Here is an 18142-nt window from a genome sequence, read left to right as displayed (position 1 = left end):
TCACGGACGCTCAACGATTCACATGAATCGTCATGTTTCAGAAGTAGCATGAGGCTGTCGATCCGCAGGGCAGCGAGGCCCGCCGGATCCTCAGGCAGGTGGTGCGGCGATGGTGTCGGAGAACGCGGGCGGGCGCGAGGTCGGATCCTCAGCAGAACCCGTGCCCGTCCCGACCTCGCCGCACTCGGCACCGTTCTGGGGACGCAGCGCGCTGCTGGCCGATGCCCGGGCCGCGCTCGAACCCGACGGGGCGAGCGCGATCCTGGTGGGCACCGCCGGTTCCGGGAAGACCCGCCTCGCGAGAGAAGCCGCGCTCGGCTTCCTCGAAGATCGCCCGAATACCCGCATCGCACGATTCGGGGCGACGAGCGCGACGCAGCGCACGCCGCTCGCCGTCTTCGCGCCGGCCCTGCGCTCGCTGCGCGGCCCGGCCGGCGACACCCCGGAAGAGGTCGCGCGGTCGCTCGTGCGCGCCTGCACGGGAGGCGCGAAGGGGGTGCCGCTCATCGTCCTCATCGACGACACGCCCCAGCTCGACCCGATGAGCGAGGCCGTCACCGATCTGCTGCTGGCGCTCCCCGACGTCCGCGTGCTCCTCACCTGCCGCAGCGCCCCGGGTCCCTCCGCCCTGTTCGCCCGCGCCTGGCGCGATGGCGAGCTGCAGCGGATCGAGGTGCCCGAGCTGACTCGGCCGGAGACCGCGGAGTTCTCGACCGCGATGCTCCCCGGGAAGCCCTTCGCACCGGACACGATCCGGCACCTGCACCAGTCGACCGGTGGCAATCCGCTCTTCCTCGCCGAACTCATCGGCGCGCTCGACCGGTCCGGCGCCTTCGAGGAAGGCACGGCCTCCGGACCTGGCCCGGTTCGCTCCCGGTCGGCACCTCCCTGCACGATGTGCTGCGCGCCGAGATCACCCGGCTTCCGGCGGACGAACGTAGGGCGTTCGAGACGACGGCCCTCTGCTCCCCGGCGCCGCTCCACCTGCTCGACGATTCGATCTCGCCCGACGCCCTCGAACGGCTGCTGGAGAAGGAGGTCGTGCGGATCGTCTACCGGGCCGACGGCAGACCCGTACTGGAGCTCGCCCACCCGATCTACGGCGAGACCGCCGAGACGATGCTCAATCCGATCCGGATGCGGGAGCAGTACCGCACGCTCTACGATCGGGCCGTCGAACCGCTCCTCGAGCAGGACCTCGAACGCACCACCGGCGGCGGAACGATCCCGACCGGGGATCTGCTGACGGTCGTCGACTGGGGCCTGCACGGCGAGCGCGAGGTTCCGCTCGAACTCCTCGAACCCGCGTTCCGCTTCGCCCGTCCGCTCGTCGACCACGGGTTCAGAGTGCGCATCGCGTCGGCCCTGCTCCGGCGCCGCGGCCTCGAACCGGCGCTCCGGATCGATGCGCTGGTCAATCGGCTCGAGGCCTTCCGTTCCCTCGGCGACCCCGATGCCGTCGCCGCCGACGAGGTGTCCGCGCGCACCCTCATCGAAGCGATGCCCGCGAGCGCAGAACGCACCCGCCTGGCCGCGGACCTCGCCATCGCCTTCGCCGACGCCGCGGTACTGATGGTCGGGCGCTGGGAGGAGGCGGTCGCCGCGCTCGGCTGGGCGGATCGGCTCGGAGCAGAGGGCCCGACCGCAGCGGCGGCGGCCGCCGCGATCCGGGTCGAGGCGCAGCGCGGCATCGCGCTCTGCTACGGCGGCGAGATGGTCACGGCCGCCGAGCTCGAGCGGCGCCTCTCCGAGGCTACGCAGGGCACCCCCGGGTTCCTCCCCTTCGCCCCGACCTCGATCCTGCTGCACGGCCAGCGGGGCGAGACCCGGCAGGCACGCCAGATCGCTCGGCAGCAGCTCCGGTACGCCGTGCAGGCCGCCGCCGACTATCCGCTCGCCGCGGGCGAGATCATCGGAGTATGGTGCCTCGTCGACGTGTTCGCCGGGCACAGTCGCGAAGCGGCGTTCATCTACGGAGTGATGGATCAGGCGATCGCCCGAGGCGCCGGCGGTCCGCGCCTCCGGGAGACGATCGTCTCGTTCGGGCGGGGCCTGCTGGCGCTCATGCAGGGCGACTGGGTAGGCGCATCCGAGCACCTCGCGATCGCGTGCTCGGAGCTGGACGATTTCACGGGCACCGGTTCGGAGGGGCTGCTGCTCGCCTCACTCGCGCTCGCCCAGTCGGCGAGCGGAGACCTCGACGGTGCGCGGGTCACCCGTGCCACCATCGCCGGATGGACCACGGGGACGAGTCGGCTGCTCGACGTCCCGAGCCGGTACCACCTGCTGCTCGCACGGCTCTGGGCGCCCGACGGCACCGAGCGCGGAGAAGCCGAGGCGATCGCGCTGCGAGCCCGCGAATACGGGTTCGGACTCATGGAGCTCCGCGCCCTGCACGCGATCCAGCTCTGCGGAGGACCGCCGCTCGCACCGGAGCAGCTCGCTCGGGCTCGAGAACTCGGTTCGTCCCTCGCCGCCCCCATCGCGCCCCTGCTGGCGCTGCACATCGACCAGCTGCGCACCCCCGGACGGGAGAACGCGGGAGACACCGCGAGGCGGCTCGCCCGGCGCGGCCTGTTCCTGCCCTCCCCCAGGCACCCCGCGCTCACGGTCCGCGAGCAGCACGTCGCGGAGCTCGTCTCCCTCGGCTACAGCAACGCCCAGATCGCGAAGCGGTTGCAGAACTCCCGACGCACGGTCGAGACCCACGTCGCTCGGATCCTCATGAAGCTCGGCGTCGGATCGCGGGAGTCCGTGGCCGATGCGCTCGACGCGACACGCTGGGACGACGAGGAGGCCGCCGGATGAGCGGGCTCTCCCGCGGAGCCCGGCCGAGGAGCATACTGAAGCGATGACCCTCACAGTCCGCACCGTCCTCGCCCCGCACGGTCCCGCGACCGCCATCGTGCTCAGCGATGCGCAGGTCGCCGAGCTCGGCGGCGGCAAGCGCGCCGCCGTGCGCGTCACCATCGGAACCGCCTCCGTCCCCCTCCGCCTCGGCGTGATGGGCGGGCAGAACCTCATCGGCATCTCGAAGGCGAACCGCGCGGAGCTCGGCGTCGAGATCGGCGACGCGGTCGAGGCGCGCATCGACCTCGACGAGGCGCCGCGCGAGGTCGAGGTCCCCGCGGAGCTCGCCGCGGCGCTCGACGCGGATCCCCTCGTCCGGACCCGGTTCGAGGCTCAGTCGTTCACCGCGCGCAAGGAGGACGCCCGCGCCGTCGCCGACGCGAAGCGGGAGGAGACGCGCGAGCGACGGATCCTCGCGATCGTCGAGCGGCTGCGGGCCGGGATCTGATCCGGGATCAGGCGCGCGCCGCGGCGACCGCGGCCCGCACGATCCCCGCGTCGGTCGCGTCGTAGGACGAGTCGCCGCCGCCGGGCCCGGTCGGCCCGCCCATCAGAGTGCGTCGGGCGGACAGGTGCAGCGCGTCCGCACCGACCGCGCGCAGCGCGTCCGCGTCGCCCGGAGTCGCTCCCCCGCCCGCCATGATCTGCACGCCGGTTCCCGCGGCGGCGAGCGCCCGCAGCACGGGCATGCCCTCCGAGACGCGCGCCGCTCCGCCCGAGGTCAGCACGCGCGCGACGCCGAGCTCGGCGAGGTCCGCGAGCGCGGCCACCGGATCGGTGCTCAGGTCGAGCGCGCGGTGGAAGGTGACCTCGGCCGCACCCACGGCATCGCGGAATGCCGCGACGGCCGGGAGATCGATCGCGCCGGACCGGTCGAGCGCGCCGACGACGGCACCGGACGCGCCGAGGCGGATCGCGTGCGCGGCATCCCGGCGCATGAGTTCGAGCTCCTCCGGGCTGTAGACGAAGTCGCCGGGACGGGAGCGGATCAGGACGTGCACGAAGCCCTCGCGTCCGGCGTCGCGCGCGAGCCCGGCCGCCGATTCGATCAGCGCGGCGCTCGGCGTCAGGCCTCCCGTCACGAGCGCGGTGCAGAGCTCCACGCGGTCCGCGCCCTCGGCGAGGGCGATCCGCACGCCGTCGAGGTCCTGCGCGACGATCTCGACCGTCAGCCGGTCCGATGCGGGCGTCTCCGCTGCTGTGTTCATCCGACCAGCCTAGGAGGTCGGACGGGCGGTCCCGGAGCCCGGGCGCGCCCGCGAGTGGCTTCCGGGTGACGCATCGCCCCGCAGGCCGCTGCGCGCTGCCAATATGGACCCGTGCGGTGTGCACCGCTCCAGGGAAGGATCACCGATGAACGAACCCCGCGAAGTGGATGCCCTGCGCGAACGCGTCGCCGCGCTCGAGAGTCGCAATCGCGAGCTCGAGGCCGCCGGGAACGGCGGCGGGTCCGATCGCGTCGGTTCGAAGCGCGGTCGGCTGCGCGCGGTCGGCGCGATCGCGCTCATCGCCATCGGAGCGCTCCTCGCCCCGGTCGCCGTCATCGGGAGTTGGGCGCGCGCCGAGCTCGTCGACACGGATCGCTTCGTCGAGACCTTCGCCCCGGTCGTCACCCGCCCCGCGGTGCAGGACTACATCTCGGCGCAGGCCGAGCAGGCGATCGCGCAGCACGTCGATGTCGAGGGGCTCGTCGGCGATCTGCTCGGCGGCGTCGAACAGCTGGACCTGCCGCCCAAGGCCAAGGCCGCGCTCCCGCTGCTCAAGGCCCCCGCGGTCGCGGGGGTCGAGTCGCTCATCTCCACGGCGGTCGACCGCGTCGTGCGTTCGCCCGAGTTCGCCCGGGTGTGGTCGACCGCGCTCCGCGAGACCCACAGCCGGGCCATCGCGGTGATCCAGGACGATCCGTCGAGCGCCGTCCGGCTCGGCGACGACGGTACGCTCTCGCTGCAGCTCGACTCCGTCGTCGCCGAGGTCAAGCGCTCGCTCCAGCAGCAGGGATTCGGGTTCGCCTCGGCCATTCCTGAGGTCCACCGCAGCATCCCGCTCGCGGCCTCCGACTCGCTCGCGCTCGTCCGCATCGTCTACCAGCTCGCGACCGCGGCGGGCACCTGGCTCCCCTGGCTCTCGCTGGGCCTGCTCGCGCTCGGGGTGCTCGTGGCCCGGGGCCGCCTGCGCGCCATCGCGTGGGCCGGAGCCGCGCTCGCGGCGTCGCTGCTGCTGCTCGTGTCGGGCCTCGGTATCGGCAGGCAGTTCTTCATCGGATCCGTGAGCCCCTCGATCATGCCGGCGGCCACGGCCGATGCGCTGTTCGAGCAGCTCACCCTCGTCATGCGATCCTCTCTGCTGGCGCTGGTGGCGCTCGCGATCTGCATCGCGGCGGGCGCCTGGATCTCCGGTGGATCCCGCATCGCGGTCGCCGCACGCTCGGCGGGCGCCACGGGGTTCGGCGCGCTGCGGGCTGTGCGCGACCGTGCCGGGCTCGATCCCCGCGGCTTCGGCCGGGCGGTCGAGCGGCGGCGTCCCGCGATCTTGTCCCTCGTCGCGGCGCTGGGCGTACTCCTCGTGTTCCTCAGCAGGCCCGCTTCGTTCGCGGGCGTGGTCTGGACCCTGGTCGCCGTCCTGGCCACTGCCCTGGTGGTGGAGCTGCTGCGGCAACCCGGTGATCGTCCGACCCCCACCGAGATGTCCGAAAACCGCGAGTCGGGAGCCCCGGCCGCCGCCACAATGGAGGAATGACGAGCGACGCCCGGACCCACCCCGCCCTGGGCCTCGACTTCGCCGCGAGCTATCGCGCGATCTCCGGGCGCGATGCGCGCTGGGACGGCAGGCTCTACCTCGGCGTGACCAGCACGGGCATCTACTGCCGCCCCTCGTGCCCGGCGCGCAAGCCGAAACCCGAGAACTGCCGGTTCTTCCCCAGCGCCGCCGCGTGCGTGGCCGCGGGGTTCCGCGCGTGCAAGCGGTGCCGCCCCGACACGATCCCGGGCTCCCCCGACTGGAACGCCCGGGGCGACCTCGCGGCCCGGGCGGTCCGCCGGATCCGGGACGGCGCCGTCGACGAGGCGGGAGTGCCCGGTCTCGCGTCCGAGCTCGCCGTGAGCGAGCGGCACCTCCGCCGGATCCTCGTCGAGGAGATCGGTGCGGGTCCGCTGCAGCTCGCGCGCACCCGCCGGGCGCACGCGGCGCGGGCGCTCATCGAGCAGACCGATCTGCCGCTCGCCGACATCGCGTTCGCCGCGGGATTCGGCAGCGTCCGTCAGTTCGGGGACACCATGCGCGAGGAGTTCGGCGTGGCGCCGTCGTCGCTCGTCCGGGACTCCGCTCGCGCACGGGCTGCGCGGGGTTCCGGCACGGCGACCTCCGACGAGCGCCCCGCGCTCGCGCTCAGGCTCCGCACGCGAGCGCCGTTCGCGGCGGCCCCAGTGCGCGCGTACCTCGCCGCGCACGCGGTGCCCGGTCGCGACGAGGTCCCGTCCGATCCTTCGGAACCGACGCGCCACGCGATCGATGCGCCCGGCGGCACGGCCGTCGCCCGCGTCGACTGGGGCCGGATCGCCGCGGCCGGGGACGGATCCGTCGCGATCCCGGTCGGGCTCGAACTGCCCTCCCTCGCCGACACGCTCCCGGCGATCGAGAACCTGCGCCGCCTGCTCGACCTCGACGCCGATCCCGGCCAGCTGGGCGGCGCGTTCTCGGAGGACCCGCTGCTCGCGCCCCTGATCGCGGCCCGACCGGGACTCCGGTCGCCCGGCGCACGCACTCCCGCCGAGTTCGCGCTCGGAGTGGTGCTCGGGCAGCAGATCTCGCTCGCCGCGGCGCGGACGGTGCAGGGTCGCCTCGCCTCCGCCTTCGCGAGTCCGGACGAACGGCCGCTCGCCCGAGCCGACGGGTTCCTCGGCGCACCGGATCCCGCGCGGATCGCCGATACCCCGCTCGAGGAGCTGCGCGCCGCGCTCGGGATCATGCGCAGCCGGGCGGAGACGCTCCGGACGCTCGCCGCCGCGATCGCGGGCGGCCTCGACCTGGGTCCGGGTGCCGACCGCGCCGAAGCACGGGTCCGCCTGCTCGAGCTCCGCGGCATCGGCCCGTGGACGGCGGAGCTCATCGCGCTGCGGGGGCTCGGGGATCCGGACGCCTACCCCGCCGGCGACTTGATCCTGCACCGGGCGCTCGGGGTGGGGACGGCGCGCGCGGCGGTTCGGCGCGCTGAGGGCTGGCGACCGTTCCGCGGGTACGCGGCGCAACTGCTCTGGGCCGGCTTCCTCGAATCGACCGCGACACCGACCCGGAAGGATCCGGCATGACCGCCGCACCGCTCTCCCACGCCACCGTCATGATCGCCGGAAGCCCGTTCCGGGCGATCTGGACGCCCGAGGACGGCGTCGTCCGCGCCGGCGGTTTCGACACCGAGTTCGATCCCGGCCACCGGTTCCTCCGGGATCGGCTCGCCGCGGGCTCGCCCGAGCTCGCGAGCCGCGGGCTCGAGCCCCGGCCCGACGACGAGCATCCGATCGCCGAGGCCCTGCGCGCCTATGCGGCGGGTCGGCTCGATGCGATCGACGGAATCCCGGTGTCCCAGCCCGAGACGGAGTTCCGCGGCGGCGTCCGGCGCGCGCTGCGCGAGGTCGCCGCCGGGGAGCATGTCACCTACACCGGCCTCGCCGAACGAGCCGGGCGGCCGGATGCCGTGCGCGCGGCCGCGTCGGCCTGCGCCACCAACCTCATCGCGCTCATCGTCCCCTGCCACCGGATCCTCCGCCGGGACGGCGGCGCCGGCGGCTACCTGTTCGGGGTGGACCTCAAACGGCGACTGCTGCAGCACGAGGGCGCGCTGACGCCCTCGGCCGCGCGGGCTCAGCGCAGGCGGTAGGCGAGGTCGCGGATCTCGCGACCTTTGTCGATCCCCTTCTGCTCGAACGCGGTGAGCACCCGCCCGTCGAAGCGGGGCGCCCAGTCGCCGTCGAACGCGCGCTCGAAGGCGGCGGAGGCGGCGTCGCCGACCTCGCGCATCTGCTCGGCGTAGTCCTGCCAGTCGGTGGCGAGGCGCAGCAGGCCGCCGGGGCGCAGCGCCCGCGCGGCGATCCGCATGAAGTCCTCGGAGATCAGACGGCGCTTGTTGTGCCGGGCCTTGTGCCACGGGTCCGGGAAGAACACCCAGATCTCGTCGACCGAGCCCGCGGGCAGGGCGTGCTCGAGCACCTCGGGGGCGTTCGCCTCGACCAGCTTCAGGTTCGTCGTGTCGGCCCACTCGGCGCGGATCATCGTGCGCGCGAGACCGGCCTGGAACACCTCGATCGCGAGGTAGTCGCGATCCCGGTGCTCGGACGCCGCGTGCACGATCGCGTGCCCCTGTCCCGAACCGACCTCGACGGTCAGCGGCGCCGTGCGCCCGTAGACGGCCGCGGGATCGAGGCTCGCGTCCTTCGCGATGCTCGTCACCGCGTGATCGCGGGGCAGCTCGACCAGGAACCGCGGGCCGAGCTCGTCCCACGCGCGCTCCTGCGACGGGGTCATGCGGCCGCGGCGCACGAAGGAGACCGGCTTCTCGCGGAAGGTCCGGGGGTCGAAGCTCTTCGCCGGGAGGGGCTGCTGCGGGGTCTCGTTCGGGGTCTCGCTCACCCGACAACGGTAGCGCAGCGGGCGCCGAGCGGCCGCGACGATACGATGGGGGCAGGAGCGCGGCCCGCGATCGAGCGGCATCGGAACGGCTCCCGAGACGGAGCGAGCATGTCGAAGCGGATCCTGCTGGTGAACGGGCCGAACCTGAATCTGCTCGGCACCCGCGAGCCCGAGGTCTACGGGCACGACACCCTGGCCGGCATCGAGGCGCTCGTCTCGTCCGTCGGTGCGGAGCTCGGCCTCGAAGTGCGGGCCGTGCAGAGCAACCACGAGGGCGAGCTCGTCGACGCGATCCAGTCGGCCCGCGAAGACTGCGCCGCGATCCTCATCAACCCGGCCGCGTACACCCACACCTCCGTCGCAATCCGCGACGCGCTCTCGGCCGTCGCGCTCCCCGTCGCCGAGGTGCACCTCTCCAACGTGCACGCGCGCGAGGAGTTCCGACACCATTCCTTCGTCTCGCCGATCGCGGCGTTCGTGATCGCGGGCGCCGGGATCCAGGGCTACGAATTCGCCGTCCGGAGGCTCGCGACGCTCATCGGGTGACACCCGAGCACCCGATCAGGAATCGAGAAGCCCGCTGTCGGAGGTGCGCGCTACTCTTTCGGCATGAGCGCAGCTGCACACCCCCCGCACCCCGCCGACGGCCACGACGTGATCCGGGTCTCCGGCGCCCGCGAGAACAACCTCAAGAACGTCTCGGTCGAGCTGCCCAAGCGCCGGCTGATCGCGTTCACCGGCGTCTCCGGTTCCGGCAAGAGCTCGCTCGTGTTCGGCACCATCGCGGCCGAGTCGCAGCGCCTCATCAACGAGACCTACCCCGCGTTCGTGCAGGGCTTCATGTCGTCGCAGGCGCGCCCCGATGTCGACGTGCTCGAGGGGCTCACCACGGCGATCCTCGTCGACCAGGAGCGCATGGGCGCGAACCCCCGCTCGACCGTCGGCACGGCGACCGACGTCAACGCTATGCTCCGCATCGTCTTCTCCCGTCTCGGCCAGCCGCAGATCGGCTCCCCCAATGCCTTCTCCTTCAACGTCGCATCGGTCAGCGGCGCCGGCGCCGTCACCTTCGAGAAGGACGGCAAGAAGGTGAAGGAGCGCCGCGAGTTCCAGGTGCTCGGCGGCATGTGCCCGCGCTGCGAGGGCCGCGGCACTGTCTCCGACTACGAACTGTCCGAGCTGTACGACGCCGACAAGTCGCTCGCCGACGGCGCGCTCAAGATCCCGGGCTACAGCATGGACGGCTGGTGGGGGCGCATCTTCGGCGACCTCTTCGACCTGTCGAAGCCCATCAAGGACTACAGCGACGAGGAGCTCGACCGACTGCTGCGCGCCGAACCGACCAAGGTCAAGGTCGAGGGCGTCAACCTCACCTACGAGGGCCTCATCACCCGCATCGAGAAGTCGATGCTGTCGAAGGACCGCGAGGCCATGCAGCCGCACATCCGCGCCTTCGTCGACCGCGCGATCGTGTTCCACGCCTGCCCCGCCTGCGACGGTACCCGCCTCAACGAGAGCGCCCGCTCGTCGAAGATCGGCGGAACGTCCATCGCCGATGCCTGCGCCATGCAGATCAGCGACCTGCTCGACTGGGTGCGCACCGTCCAGGATCCGGGCATGGCCCCGCTCATCGAGAAGCTCGTCGACACCCTCGAGTCGTTCGTCCAGATCGGGCTCGGCTACCTGTCGCTCGACCGCGCGACCGGCAGCCTGTCGGGCGGCGAGTCCCAGCGCACCAAGATGATCCGCCACCTGGGCTCCAGCCTCACCGACGCCACCTACGTCTTCGACGAGCCATCGATCGGACTGCACCCTCACGACATCCAGCGCATGAACACGCTGCTGCTCAAGCTCCGCGACAAGGGCAACACCGTGCTCGTGGTCGAGCACAAGCCCGAGATGATCGCGATCGCCGACCACGTCGTCGACCTCGGCCCGCGCGCCGGGGTGAACGGCGGCGAGGTCTGCTTCGAGGGCACCGTCGACGGGCTCCGCGCCTCGGGCACCCTCACCGGCACGCACCTCGACGACCGCGCCCGCATCAAGGAGTCGGTGCGGACCGCCACCGGCGCCATCGAGGTGCGCGGGGCCTCGACCCACAACCTGCAGGACGTCGACGTCGACATCCCGCTCGGGTTGCTCTGCGTGGTCACGGGCGTCGCGGGCTCGGGCAAGAGCTCGCTCATCCACGGCTCGGTCTCGAACCGCGACGGGATCGTGTCGGTCGACCAGGGCGCCATCAAGGGATCCCGCCGTTCCAACCCGGCCACGTACACCGGACTCCTCGACCCGGTACGCACCGCCTTCGCGAAGGCCAACGGGGTCAAGCCCGCCCTGTTCAGCGCCAACTCCGAGGGCGCCTGCCCCGAGTGCAAGGGCGCCGGCGTGATCTTCACCGATCTCGGCATGATGGCGACGATGGAGAGCCCCTGCGAGGTCTGCGAAGGCAAGCGGTTCAACGCCGAGGTGCTCGAGTACACCTTCGGCGGCTCCTCGAGCGAGGGCGGCAAGAACATCGCGGAGGTGCTCGCGCTCAGTATGAGCGAGGCGCACGAGTTCTTCGCTCGCGCCGAGTCGAAGGTACCCAAGGCCGTCAAGATCCTCGAGCGCCTCGTCGACGTCGGGCTCGGGTACCTCTCGCTCGGGCAGCCGCTGTCCACGCTGTCCGGCGGCGAGCGCCAGCGCCTCAAGCTCGCGATCCACATGCTCGAGGACGCCGACACTTACGTGCTCGACGAGCCGACCACCGGCCTGCACCTCGCCGACGTCGAGCAGCTGCTCGGCCTGCTCGACCGCCTGGTCGACGCAGGCAAGAGCGTGATCGTGATCGAGCACCACCAGGCGGTCATGGCGCACGCCGACTGGATCATCGACATCGGTCCGGGTGCCGGTCACGAGGGCGGCACGGTCGTCTTCGAAGGGACCCCGTCCGACCTCGTCGCGCAGCGCAGCACGCTGACGGGCCAGCACCTGGCCGAGTACGTCTCGGCGTAGGCCGCTGCTCGCGGGTCTCGTGCCTCGGCGCTCGGCGCTCGGCTGCGGGCGCTCGGACCGGGGCCGGCTCAGACTGCTTCGGGGGCCGCTGCCTCGTCCGGGGCCGACGCGAGGCGGTTGAGCGCCCGGATCAGGCGGTGCAGCTCGCCCACCGCGCGGCGCTGCGGCGTGAATACGAGTCGCGGCAGCGCCGCGGTCTCGGGTTCGTCGCGTTCCTCGGCGAGGGGCGCGGTCCGGGCGAAACCGCCCGACAGGCACATCGTGCCGAAGCGCTCGTTCAGTTCGGCGACCTCGGCGTCGCTCGGCTCGGCGCGGAGCCGCAGCACGAGGTCCGAACCGACCCAGCGAAGCGAGTGGTAGTTGCGCCAGAAGCCGGTGATCTCGGCGATCGCCTCCTCCGCGGACTCGGTGATGAGCACGCGATCGAGGTCCCCGGGAGCGATCATGCCGGAGCCCGCGAGCTCCTCGGTGACGAAGCGCTCCAGTCCGCGCCAGAAGGTGCCGCCTGGCCGGTCGAGCAGCACGATCGGCACCGGCACCATCTTGCCCGTCTGCTGCAGCGTGAGCAGTTCGAAGGTCTCGTCCATCGTTCCGAACCCGCCGGGCAGGCAGACGAAGCCGAGGGACTCCTTCACGAGCATCAGCTTGCGGGTGAAGAAGTACTTCATCGACACGTGGTGCCCGTCGAGGGTGACCAGGTCGTTCGGTTGCTCCTCGAAGGGCAGCCGGATCGAGACGCCGAGGGAGTGCTCCGGACCCGCACCGGTCGCCGCGGCTTCCATGATCCCGGGCCCCGCACCGGTGACGACCATCCATCCCTGCTCGGCGAGCCCGTGGGCGACGGCCTCCGCACCGAGCCAGAGCGGATCCTGCGCCTGAGTGCGCGCCGACCCGAAGATCGTGACCTTCGGGGTTCCGACGAACGGCGCGAAGAGACGGAACGCCGCCCGCATCTCCTCCACCGCCGCGGCCGTGATCTTGAGATCGAGCCGCTCGGTGCCGTCCGTGCCCAGACCGACGCCGGCTCGCAGGATCCGACGGACCAGCGCGCGCTGCTCGCGCACGCCGGCCGCGTCCATCGCCGCATCGAGGGCTTCGGTGATCCTGGGGTCTTCGTTCGCGCTCACGGCCTCAGTCTAGGGAGCGGACCGGGCGGAACCGCCCCGGCGCGCAGCAGGCGCTCCCGAACCCGGTCGATCGGGATCGCACGGGCGGTGCGCCCCTCGAACCCGATCCGGGTCTCGGCCCGCAGCACCGAGTTGACGAGCGCCTCTTCGACGGCTTCCATCGTCGCGAGGAACGCGGGAGACAGCACGTCGTCGTCAGGCGCCCGCCCCTCGCCGACTGAAAAAGCGATGGCGTAGTCGCCGCTCCCCTGCGCGAAGTCGGAGCCCGTACCGCGCAGAGCGAAGACGGCCCGATTGGCGACGCGACCGAGCTGACGCCCGTCGAGGGGCGCGTCGGTGGCGACGATGATCATGCAGGAGTTCCCGATGGTCTCCGCCGGCTCCGCGTCGAGCAGTTCGTCGGCGGGGAGCGGGACGCCTGCGAGCTGCATCGTGCCGGTGTAGTTGCTCTGCACGATCGCCCCGACGGTGCAGGTGCGTCCGCCGACCTCGACGATTCGCGAGGCGGTCCCGATCCCGCCCTTGTATCCGAGCGCGACGGTGCCTGTGCCCGCACCGATGCTGCCCTCCTCGACCGGCCCGCCGGAAGCGGCGCCGAGTGCGTCGCGCACCTGCGCATCGCCGACCGGACGGCTCCGGATGTCCGAGAGGAATCCGTCGTTCGTCTCGCCGACGACCGGGTTCAGCGTAGTGGTGCCGGCGTGCCAGGGCTGCTCGAGCAGATACCCGACGAGCGCGTCGGCGACGCGGAATGCCGAGAGCGTGCTGGTGAGCAGAACGGGGGTCTCGAGCGCTCCGAGCTCGACGAGCTGGGTCGCTCCGATGAGCTTCCCGTAGCCGTTGCCCACGGAGAGACCCGCGGGCAACCAGCGCCGATCGGGTCCGAGCGCGTCTGGCACGATCGCGGTGACACCCGTGCTCAGCCGGTCGTCGCGCACCGTCGCGTGCCCGATCCGCACTCCGGGGACGTCGGTGATGGCGTTCCAGTCGCCCCGGGGAAACGCTCCAGCCGGGATCCCGAGATCCTGCGCGCGAGGCCGCGCCTGCGCGCTCACCGGACCCGGTCCACGAACGCCCGGGTGCGCTCCGATCCAGTGCCCGAGAGCACCTCCTCGGGGGTGCCCGATTCGAGCACCCGGCCGCGATCGAAGAACGAGAGCGTGTCGGCTACTTCGCGTGCGAAACCGATCTCGTGCGTGACGACGATCATCGTCATGCCGCCCTCGGCGAGTCTGCGCATGGTGTCGAGCACCTCGTCGACGAGTTCGGGATCGAGCGCGCTCGTCGGCTCGTCGAACAGCATGAGGTCGGGATCCATCGCGAGTGCGCGCGCGATCGCGACGCGCTGCTGCTGGCCGCCCGAGAGCTGGTGCGGACGCTTGTGCGTGTGGTCGGCGAGACCGACCCGCGCGAGCTCTTCGAGCGCGCGCTCCTGCGCCTCCCGGCGAGGCATCCGCTTGACGTGGATCAGGCTCGCGGCGACGTTCTCCGTAGCGTCCATGTGGCCGTAGAGGTTGAAGCGCTGGAACACCATGCCGATCCGTGATCGGAACTGTGCCCATTCGGCCCCCGTCCAAGGGTGGTAGCGCCCGCTTCGCAACCGGAACCCGACCTGCTCGCCGTCGACCACGAGGCTGCCGTCGTCGACGGTCTCGAGCCCGTTGATGGTGCGCAGGAAGGTCGATTTGCCGGACCCCGAGGGGCCGATGATGCAGCTCACCTCGCCCTGCCTGACGGTGAAGTCGACCCCGGTGAGCACCCGGTGGTCGCCGAACGATTTGATCACGCCGTTCGCGTGGACGAGTGCATCGCTCATGCGCCCGCTCCTTCCTTGACGTCGCCGCGGCGCGGCACGCGGATCGCGCCCGTCGCGACGCGAACGATCTGCTGGCTGAAGGTCTCCCCGCGAACGAGCCGCACGCGGTCCTGACCGAAGCGTTTCTCGAGCCGGGACTGCAGGAACGTGGCGATGGCGGTCATGAGCATGTACCAGAGGCTCGCGACGATCAGCAGTTCGATGATCAGGTTGTTCTGCTTGTAGATCTGGCTGGCCCGGGTCATGAGGTCGTTGCCTGCGACGACCACGATGAGCGAGGTCGTCTTGAGCATCGAGATGAACTCGTTGCCCGTCGGCGGGATGATGATCCGGAGCGCCTGCGGCAGCACGATGAGCCGCATGGCCTGCGCACGCGTCAGGCCGCCGGCGAGCGCGGCCTCCGTCTGTCCGCGGTCGACCGCCTGGATGCCGGCCCGCACGGTCTCCGCGAAGTACGCGGCGAGGTTGAGGCCGAGGCCGAGGAGCGCCGCGACCGATCCCGAGATCACGGCGTTGGTGTCCCACCGCATACCGATGTCGGTGAACGGGATCTGCAGTGTGATGTACGGCAGCAGGAAGGCGAGGTTGAACCAGAAGATCAGCTGCACCAGCACCGGTGTTCCGCGGAAGAACCAGATGTAGCCCTCAGCGATCCAGCGCAGGACCGGATTCTGAGAGAGTTTCATCACCGCGAGGATCACGCCGAGCACGAGGCCGAGGATCGTCGCGACGATGCTCACCCAGATGGTGACCCAGACCCCCTCGAGGATCCGGGCGGAGAACAAGTACTCCCACACCCGGTTCCAGCGGATGTTCTCGTTGAAGACGACGATGGAGACCGCCCAGGCGACGAACGCGAGAGCGAAGGCGCCGACGATCCAGCGCTTCGGATGCCACTGCCGGGCGATCTCGACGCTGGTGCCGTCGGGAGCGACGATGGGAGCCGTTCTGGCTCCGGATGCTGCGGACACGATGTTCCTCCCTCGGCGCTGCCGCTCAGGCCCCGCCGTTGATGGTCGCCTTCGAGAGCGCCATCTCGCCGACGCCCCACGCGTCGAGGAGCTTCTCGTAGCTGCCGTCGTCCATCAGGGACTGCACGGCGCCCTGCACTACCTTCGCGAACTCCGCGTTCGAGTTATCGATGCCGATCCCCCAGATGCTCTCGTCGCCGTCGATGCGCACCGCCTCCGACTTCGACGCCGGATCGGCCGCGTGCGCGACGGCGACCGGGTAGTCGGTGATCGTAGCGACCGCTCGGCCGCTCTGCACGGCGAGGTTCGCCTCGCTGTCGCCCGCGAGCTTCAGCACGTCGTAGGTGGGCTTGCTCTTCGCAGCGCAATCCTTCGAGAACTGCTCCGCGAGGAGCGCCGAGGAGCCTCCCTCGACGACCGCGACGGTCTTGCCGCACAGGTCAGCGGGGACCGTCACCTTCGACGGATTGCCCGCGGCGACGAGGAAGGCGTTGCCCGCCCGCACGTAGTCGACGAAGGTGGTCGTCTCGCGGCGCTCCGCATTGTCGGTCATCGAAGAGAGCAGCAGATCGTAGCGGCCCGAGATGAGCCCCGGGATCATCGAGTTGAACTCCTGATCCTGAATGGTCATCTTGAGCCCGAGCTTGCGGGAGATCGCGTTCGCGAGCGCGGGATCGACCCCGATGACATCGGTTCCGTTCGTCGCCCACTCCTCCATCGGCGGATACCCGACGGACGTGGTGACTCGCAGGCCGCTCGAACGGATCTTGTCGGGCACCCGCGCCGCGAGGGCCTGATCGACCTCGATCTGCTCGATGACCTTCTTCGCCTTCTCCTCCGACGGCACCGGCAGGGCACCGTCGTTCGAAAAGGCCCCGGAGGCGGCCGCCTTTTCGGACTTCTTGACGTCGGAGAGACTCTGGCCGCCGCAGGCGGTGAGGCCGACGAGCAGCGCTCCGACGGCGATGATCCCCGCAGCGATTCGGACGGTGGTCGGACGTTGCATCATTGCGACTCCTTCGGTTGGCCCGGCGGGTGCCGGGCGCAGTGGGATGGCGGCCTCGCGGGTGCGGGGCCGGGTCTCGCGTCCCGGGCTCAGCCGCCGGGCGCGAACACGACCTCGCCGCCGACGATCGTTCCGGAGACGGCGATCGTCGCGATCGTTTCGGGATCGACGGTCGTGAGATCGGCGCCGAGCGCGACGAAGTCGGCGTCGCAGCCGACCGCGATGCGCCCCGCACGACGCTCGAGTCCGGCGGCGAGCGCGGCTCCCGAGGTGTATGCGGCGAGTGCTTCACCCGCGGTCACCCGCTCCTCGGGCTCGAACCCGCCGTCGGGCGTGCCATCGGCGCGCTTGCGGGTGACCGCGGCCCGGATCCCGGCGAGCACGTCCGCCGGTTCGATCGGTGCGTCGGACCCGAATGCGAGGATCGCGCCGGCGTCGAGGAAGGATCGCCAGGCGTAGTTGGCGAGTCGGCGCTCGCCGATACGGCGCCCCGCGAGCTCGAAGTCGGTGGTGCAGTGCAGGGGCTGCAAGGAGGCGACGACGCCGAGTGAGGCGAAGCGCCGCAGATCCTCGTGTGCCAGGTGCTGCGCGTGCTCGATGCGGTTGCGGAGTCCGCGCTCCCGAGCCAACGCGACGTTCCGCTCGTACGCGTCGAGCACGCGCCGGTTGGCCTCGTCGCCGATCGCGTGGGTCGCGACGGCGATGCCCGCGGTGTTCGCGCGTCTGACGTGCTCGGTGAGCTCGTCGAGGGTCATGACCTCGATGCCCCGGTTCCCCGGGTCGTCGGCGAAGTCGGCGTGCATGTGCGCGCTGTGGGATCCGAGCGCGCCGTCCGAGAACAGCTTCACGGGTCCTTCGGTGATCCAGCGGTCACCCGCGCCCGTGCGCCGTCCCTCGGCGATCGCTCGCTCGAGGTCCGGCATCGGAGTGCCCTTGTGGACGCGGAGGCGGAGCCGATCGGCATCGCGCAATGCGGCGAACGCCTCGCGGGTGGGCTGCTCGTCGAGATCGGTGAGGCGGGTCAGTCCGAGTGAGTGCAGGTGGGCCTGCGCCCGCAGGAGGAGTTCGGGCAGGTCCGCGTCCTGCCCGCGCTCGGACAGCTCGCGAACGGGATCCACTGCGGTTTCTCGCAGCACACCGGCGGGGGTTTCCCCGTCTGATTCGCGGGCGATGTCACCGCCGAACGGGTCGGGGGTCGTGCGATCGATGCCGGCGAGTTCGAGCGCGCGCGTGTTGAGCCAGATGGAGTGCCCGTCGAGACTCGGGAGCGCCAGGGGTCGGGTCGCGCAGACCGCGTCGAGGTCGTGACGGGTGGGCACGCCCGTCGGCCAGCGGTTGCTGTCCCAACGGCCGCCGGTCACCCAACCGTCGCCCGGGTGCGCGTCGAGATGAGCGCGGAGCACCTCGAGCGCGGCGTCGATCGTGTCCGCCTCGCGCAGGTCGAAGGAGGAGAGCCCGCGGGCGACGTTGCCGGTGTGGATGTGCGCATCGTGGAAGCCCGGGACGAGCACCGCGCCGGGCAGCGCGACTTCGGGGATCCTCGGATGCGCCGCTCGAAGGTCGTGTCGGGATCCGAGCGCCGCGATGCGGCCGTCGTCCACGAGGATCGCGTCGACGCCGTCGAGCGGTCGGCCGTTGTCGGCCAGGATCCTCGGATGCGTCAACAGGCGCTTGACCATCAGCGTTCCTCCTTCACCTCTTGGCGTCGATGCCAATGCAAGCAACAATAGAGTCCATTGTTCGCGGCGACCAATCCCCC

At 71.5% G+C, this 18142-nt stretch carries 16 protein-coding genes; 7 read left to right on the top strand and 9 right to left on the bottom strand.

All coding sequences use genetic code 11. The features are described 5' to 3' along the window. Nucleotides 1-90 precede the first annotated feature (90 nt). Nucleotides 91-507 (bottom strand): hypothetical protein, encoded by a 417-nt coding sequence (locus tag XM48_RS17845; RefSeq protein ID WP_156174959.1) that lies wholly within the window; start codon nt 505-507, stop codon nt 91-93. Between the two features lie 390 nt (nt 508-897). Here XM48_RS17845 and XM48_RS18470 point away from each other — a divergent pair, with 390 nt between their 5' ends. Both XM48_RS18470 and XM48_RS07185 read left to right on the top strand, forming a co-directional pair. Further along, nucleotides 898-2808, top strand: coding sequence for a helix-turn-helix transcriptional regulator (locus XM48_RS18470; RefSeq protein WP_046455118.1), 1911 nt, complete (start codon nt 898-900; stop codon nt 2806-2808). A 43-nt stretch (nt 2809-2851) separates the two neighbouring features. Then, nucleotides 2852-3298 carry a YdeI/OmpD-associated family protein gene (locus XM48_RS07185; RefSeq protein ID WP_046455117.1) on the top strand — a complete coding sequence of 149 codons (447 nt, stop codon included), beginning with the start codon at nt 2852-2854 and terminating at the stop codon, nt 3296-3298. Nucleotides 3299-3305: 7 nt separating this feature from the next. Here the strand turns inward: XM48_RS07185 and XM48_RS07180 are convergent, their stop codons facing one another. Continuing rightward, nucleotides 3306-4058: a copper homeostasis protein CutC gene (locus XM48_RS07180; RefSeq protein WP_046455116.1), complete on the bottom strand. Its 753-nt coding sequence runs from the start codon at nt 4056-4058 to the stop codon at nt 3306-3308. 145 nt (nt 4059-4203) lie between these two features. Between XM48_RS07180 and XM48_RS07175 the strand changes: the two genes are divergently transcribed. The 3 genes from XM48_RS07175 to XM48_RS07165 are packed head-to-tail and all read left to right on the top strand — an operon-like array spanning nt 4204 to nt 7720. Continuing rightward, the gene (locus XM48_RS07175; RefSeq protein ID WP_046455115.1) at nt 4204-5586 is read left to right on the top strand and encodes a hypothetical protein; all 1383 of its coding nucleotides are present in this window, start codon (nt 4204-4206) and stop codon (nt 5584-5586) included. Further along, nucleotides 5583-7154 carry a DNA-3-methyladenine glycosylase 2 family protein gene (locus XM48_RS07170; RefSeq protein ID WP_046455114.1) on the top strand — a complete coding sequence of 524 codons (1572 nt, stop codon included), beginning with the start codon at nt 5583-5585 and terminating at the stop codon, nt 7152-7154. Before XM48_RS07175 ends, XM48_RS07170 begins: the two co-directional genes overlap by 4 nt. Beyond that, on the top strand, nt 7151-7720 hold the full coding sequence (locus tag XM48_RS07165; protein WP_046455113.1) for a methylated-DNA--[protein]-cysteine S-methyltransferase: 570 nt from the start codon (nt 7151-7153) through the stop codon (nt 7718-7720). Before XM48_RS07170 ends, XM48_RS07165 begins: the two co-directional genes overlap by 4 nt. Here XM48_RS07165 and trmB read toward each other — a convergent pair. Beyond that, entirely contained in the window at nt 7705-8469 is a 765-nt protein-coding gene (gene trmB / locus XM48_RS07160) for a tRNA (guanosine(46)-N7)-methyltransferase TrmB (RefSeq protein ID WP_046455112.1), read from the bottom strand. The two genes, XM48_RS07165 and trmB, sit on opposite strands and share 16 nt — an antisense overlap. Before the next feature lie 108 nt (nt 8470-8577). On the opposite strand from trmB, the gene aroQ reads away from it, so the two are divergent. After that, nucleotides 8578-9015, top strand: a complete 438-nt coding sequence (gene aroQ / locus XM48_RS07155) for a type II 3-dehydroquinate dehydratase (RefSeq protein WP_046455111.1) — start codon at nt 8578-8580, stop codon at nt 9013-9015. A gap of 63 nt (nt 9016-9078) precedes the next feature. Beyond that, nucleotides 9079-11463 (top strand): excinuclease ABC subunit UvrA, encoded by a 2385-nt coding sequence (locus tag XM48_RS07150; protein ID WP_046455110.1) that lies wholly within the window; start codon nt 9079-9081, stop codon nt 11461-11463. Between the two features lie 68 nt (nt 11464-11531). Here the strand turns inward: XM48_RS07150 and XM48_RS07145 are convergent, their stop codons facing one another. From XM48_RS07145 to XM48_RS07120, 6 genes are all read right to left on the bottom strand, one after another. Then, on the bottom strand, nt 11532-12542 hold the full coding sequence (locus XM48_RS07145; RefSeq protein ID WP_046455148.1) for a TIGR00730 family Rossman fold protein: 1011 nt from the start codon (nt 12540-12542) through the stop codon (nt 11532-11534). A gap of 44 nt (nt 12543-12586) precedes the next feature. After that, nucleotides 12587-13645 (bottom strand): P1 family peptidase, encoded by a 1059-nt coding sequence (locus tag XM48_RS07140; RefSeq protein WP_052961353.1) that lies wholly within the window; start codon nt 13643-13645, stop codon nt 12587-12589. Then, nucleotides 13642-14406, bottom strand: a complete 765-nt coding sequence (locus XM48_RS07135) for an amino acid ABC transporter ATP-binding protein (RefSeq protein WP_046455109.1) — start codon at nt 14404-14406, stop codon at nt 13642-13644. Before XM48_RS07135 ends, XM48_RS07140 begins: the two co-directional genes overlap by 4 nt. Further along, complete coding sequence (locus XM48_RS07130) at nt 14403-15377, bottom strand: amino acid ABC transporter permease (protein WP_052961352.1); 975 nt, start codon at nt 15375-15377, stop codon at nt 14403-14405. Before XM48_RS07130 ends, XM48_RS07135 begins: the two co-directional genes overlap by 4 nt. A gap of 25 nt (nt 15378-15402) precedes the next feature. Further along, a complete protein-coding gene (locus XM48_RS07125) occupies nt 15403-16386 on the bottom strand; it encodes an ABC transporter substrate-binding protein (protein ID WP_231580833.1) in 984 nt (327 codons plus the stop codon). Nucleotides 16387-16472: 86 nt separating this feature from the next. Then, the gene (locus XM48_RS07120) at nt 16473-18062 is read right to left on the bottom strand and encodes an amidohydrolase (protein WP_046455108.1); all 1590 of its coding nucleotides are present in this window, start codon (nt 18060-18062) and stop codon (nt 16473-16475) included. Nucleotides 18063-18142: the final 80 nt, after the last annotated feature.

Origin of the sequence: Leucobacter sp. Ag1 (assembly GCF_000980875.1) — a bacterium.
GTDB lineage: Bacteria > Actinomycetota > Actinomycetes > Actinomycetales > Microbacteriaceae > Leucobacter > Leucobacter iarius.
This window is presented reverse-complemented; position numbering and strand designations above follow the sequence as displayed.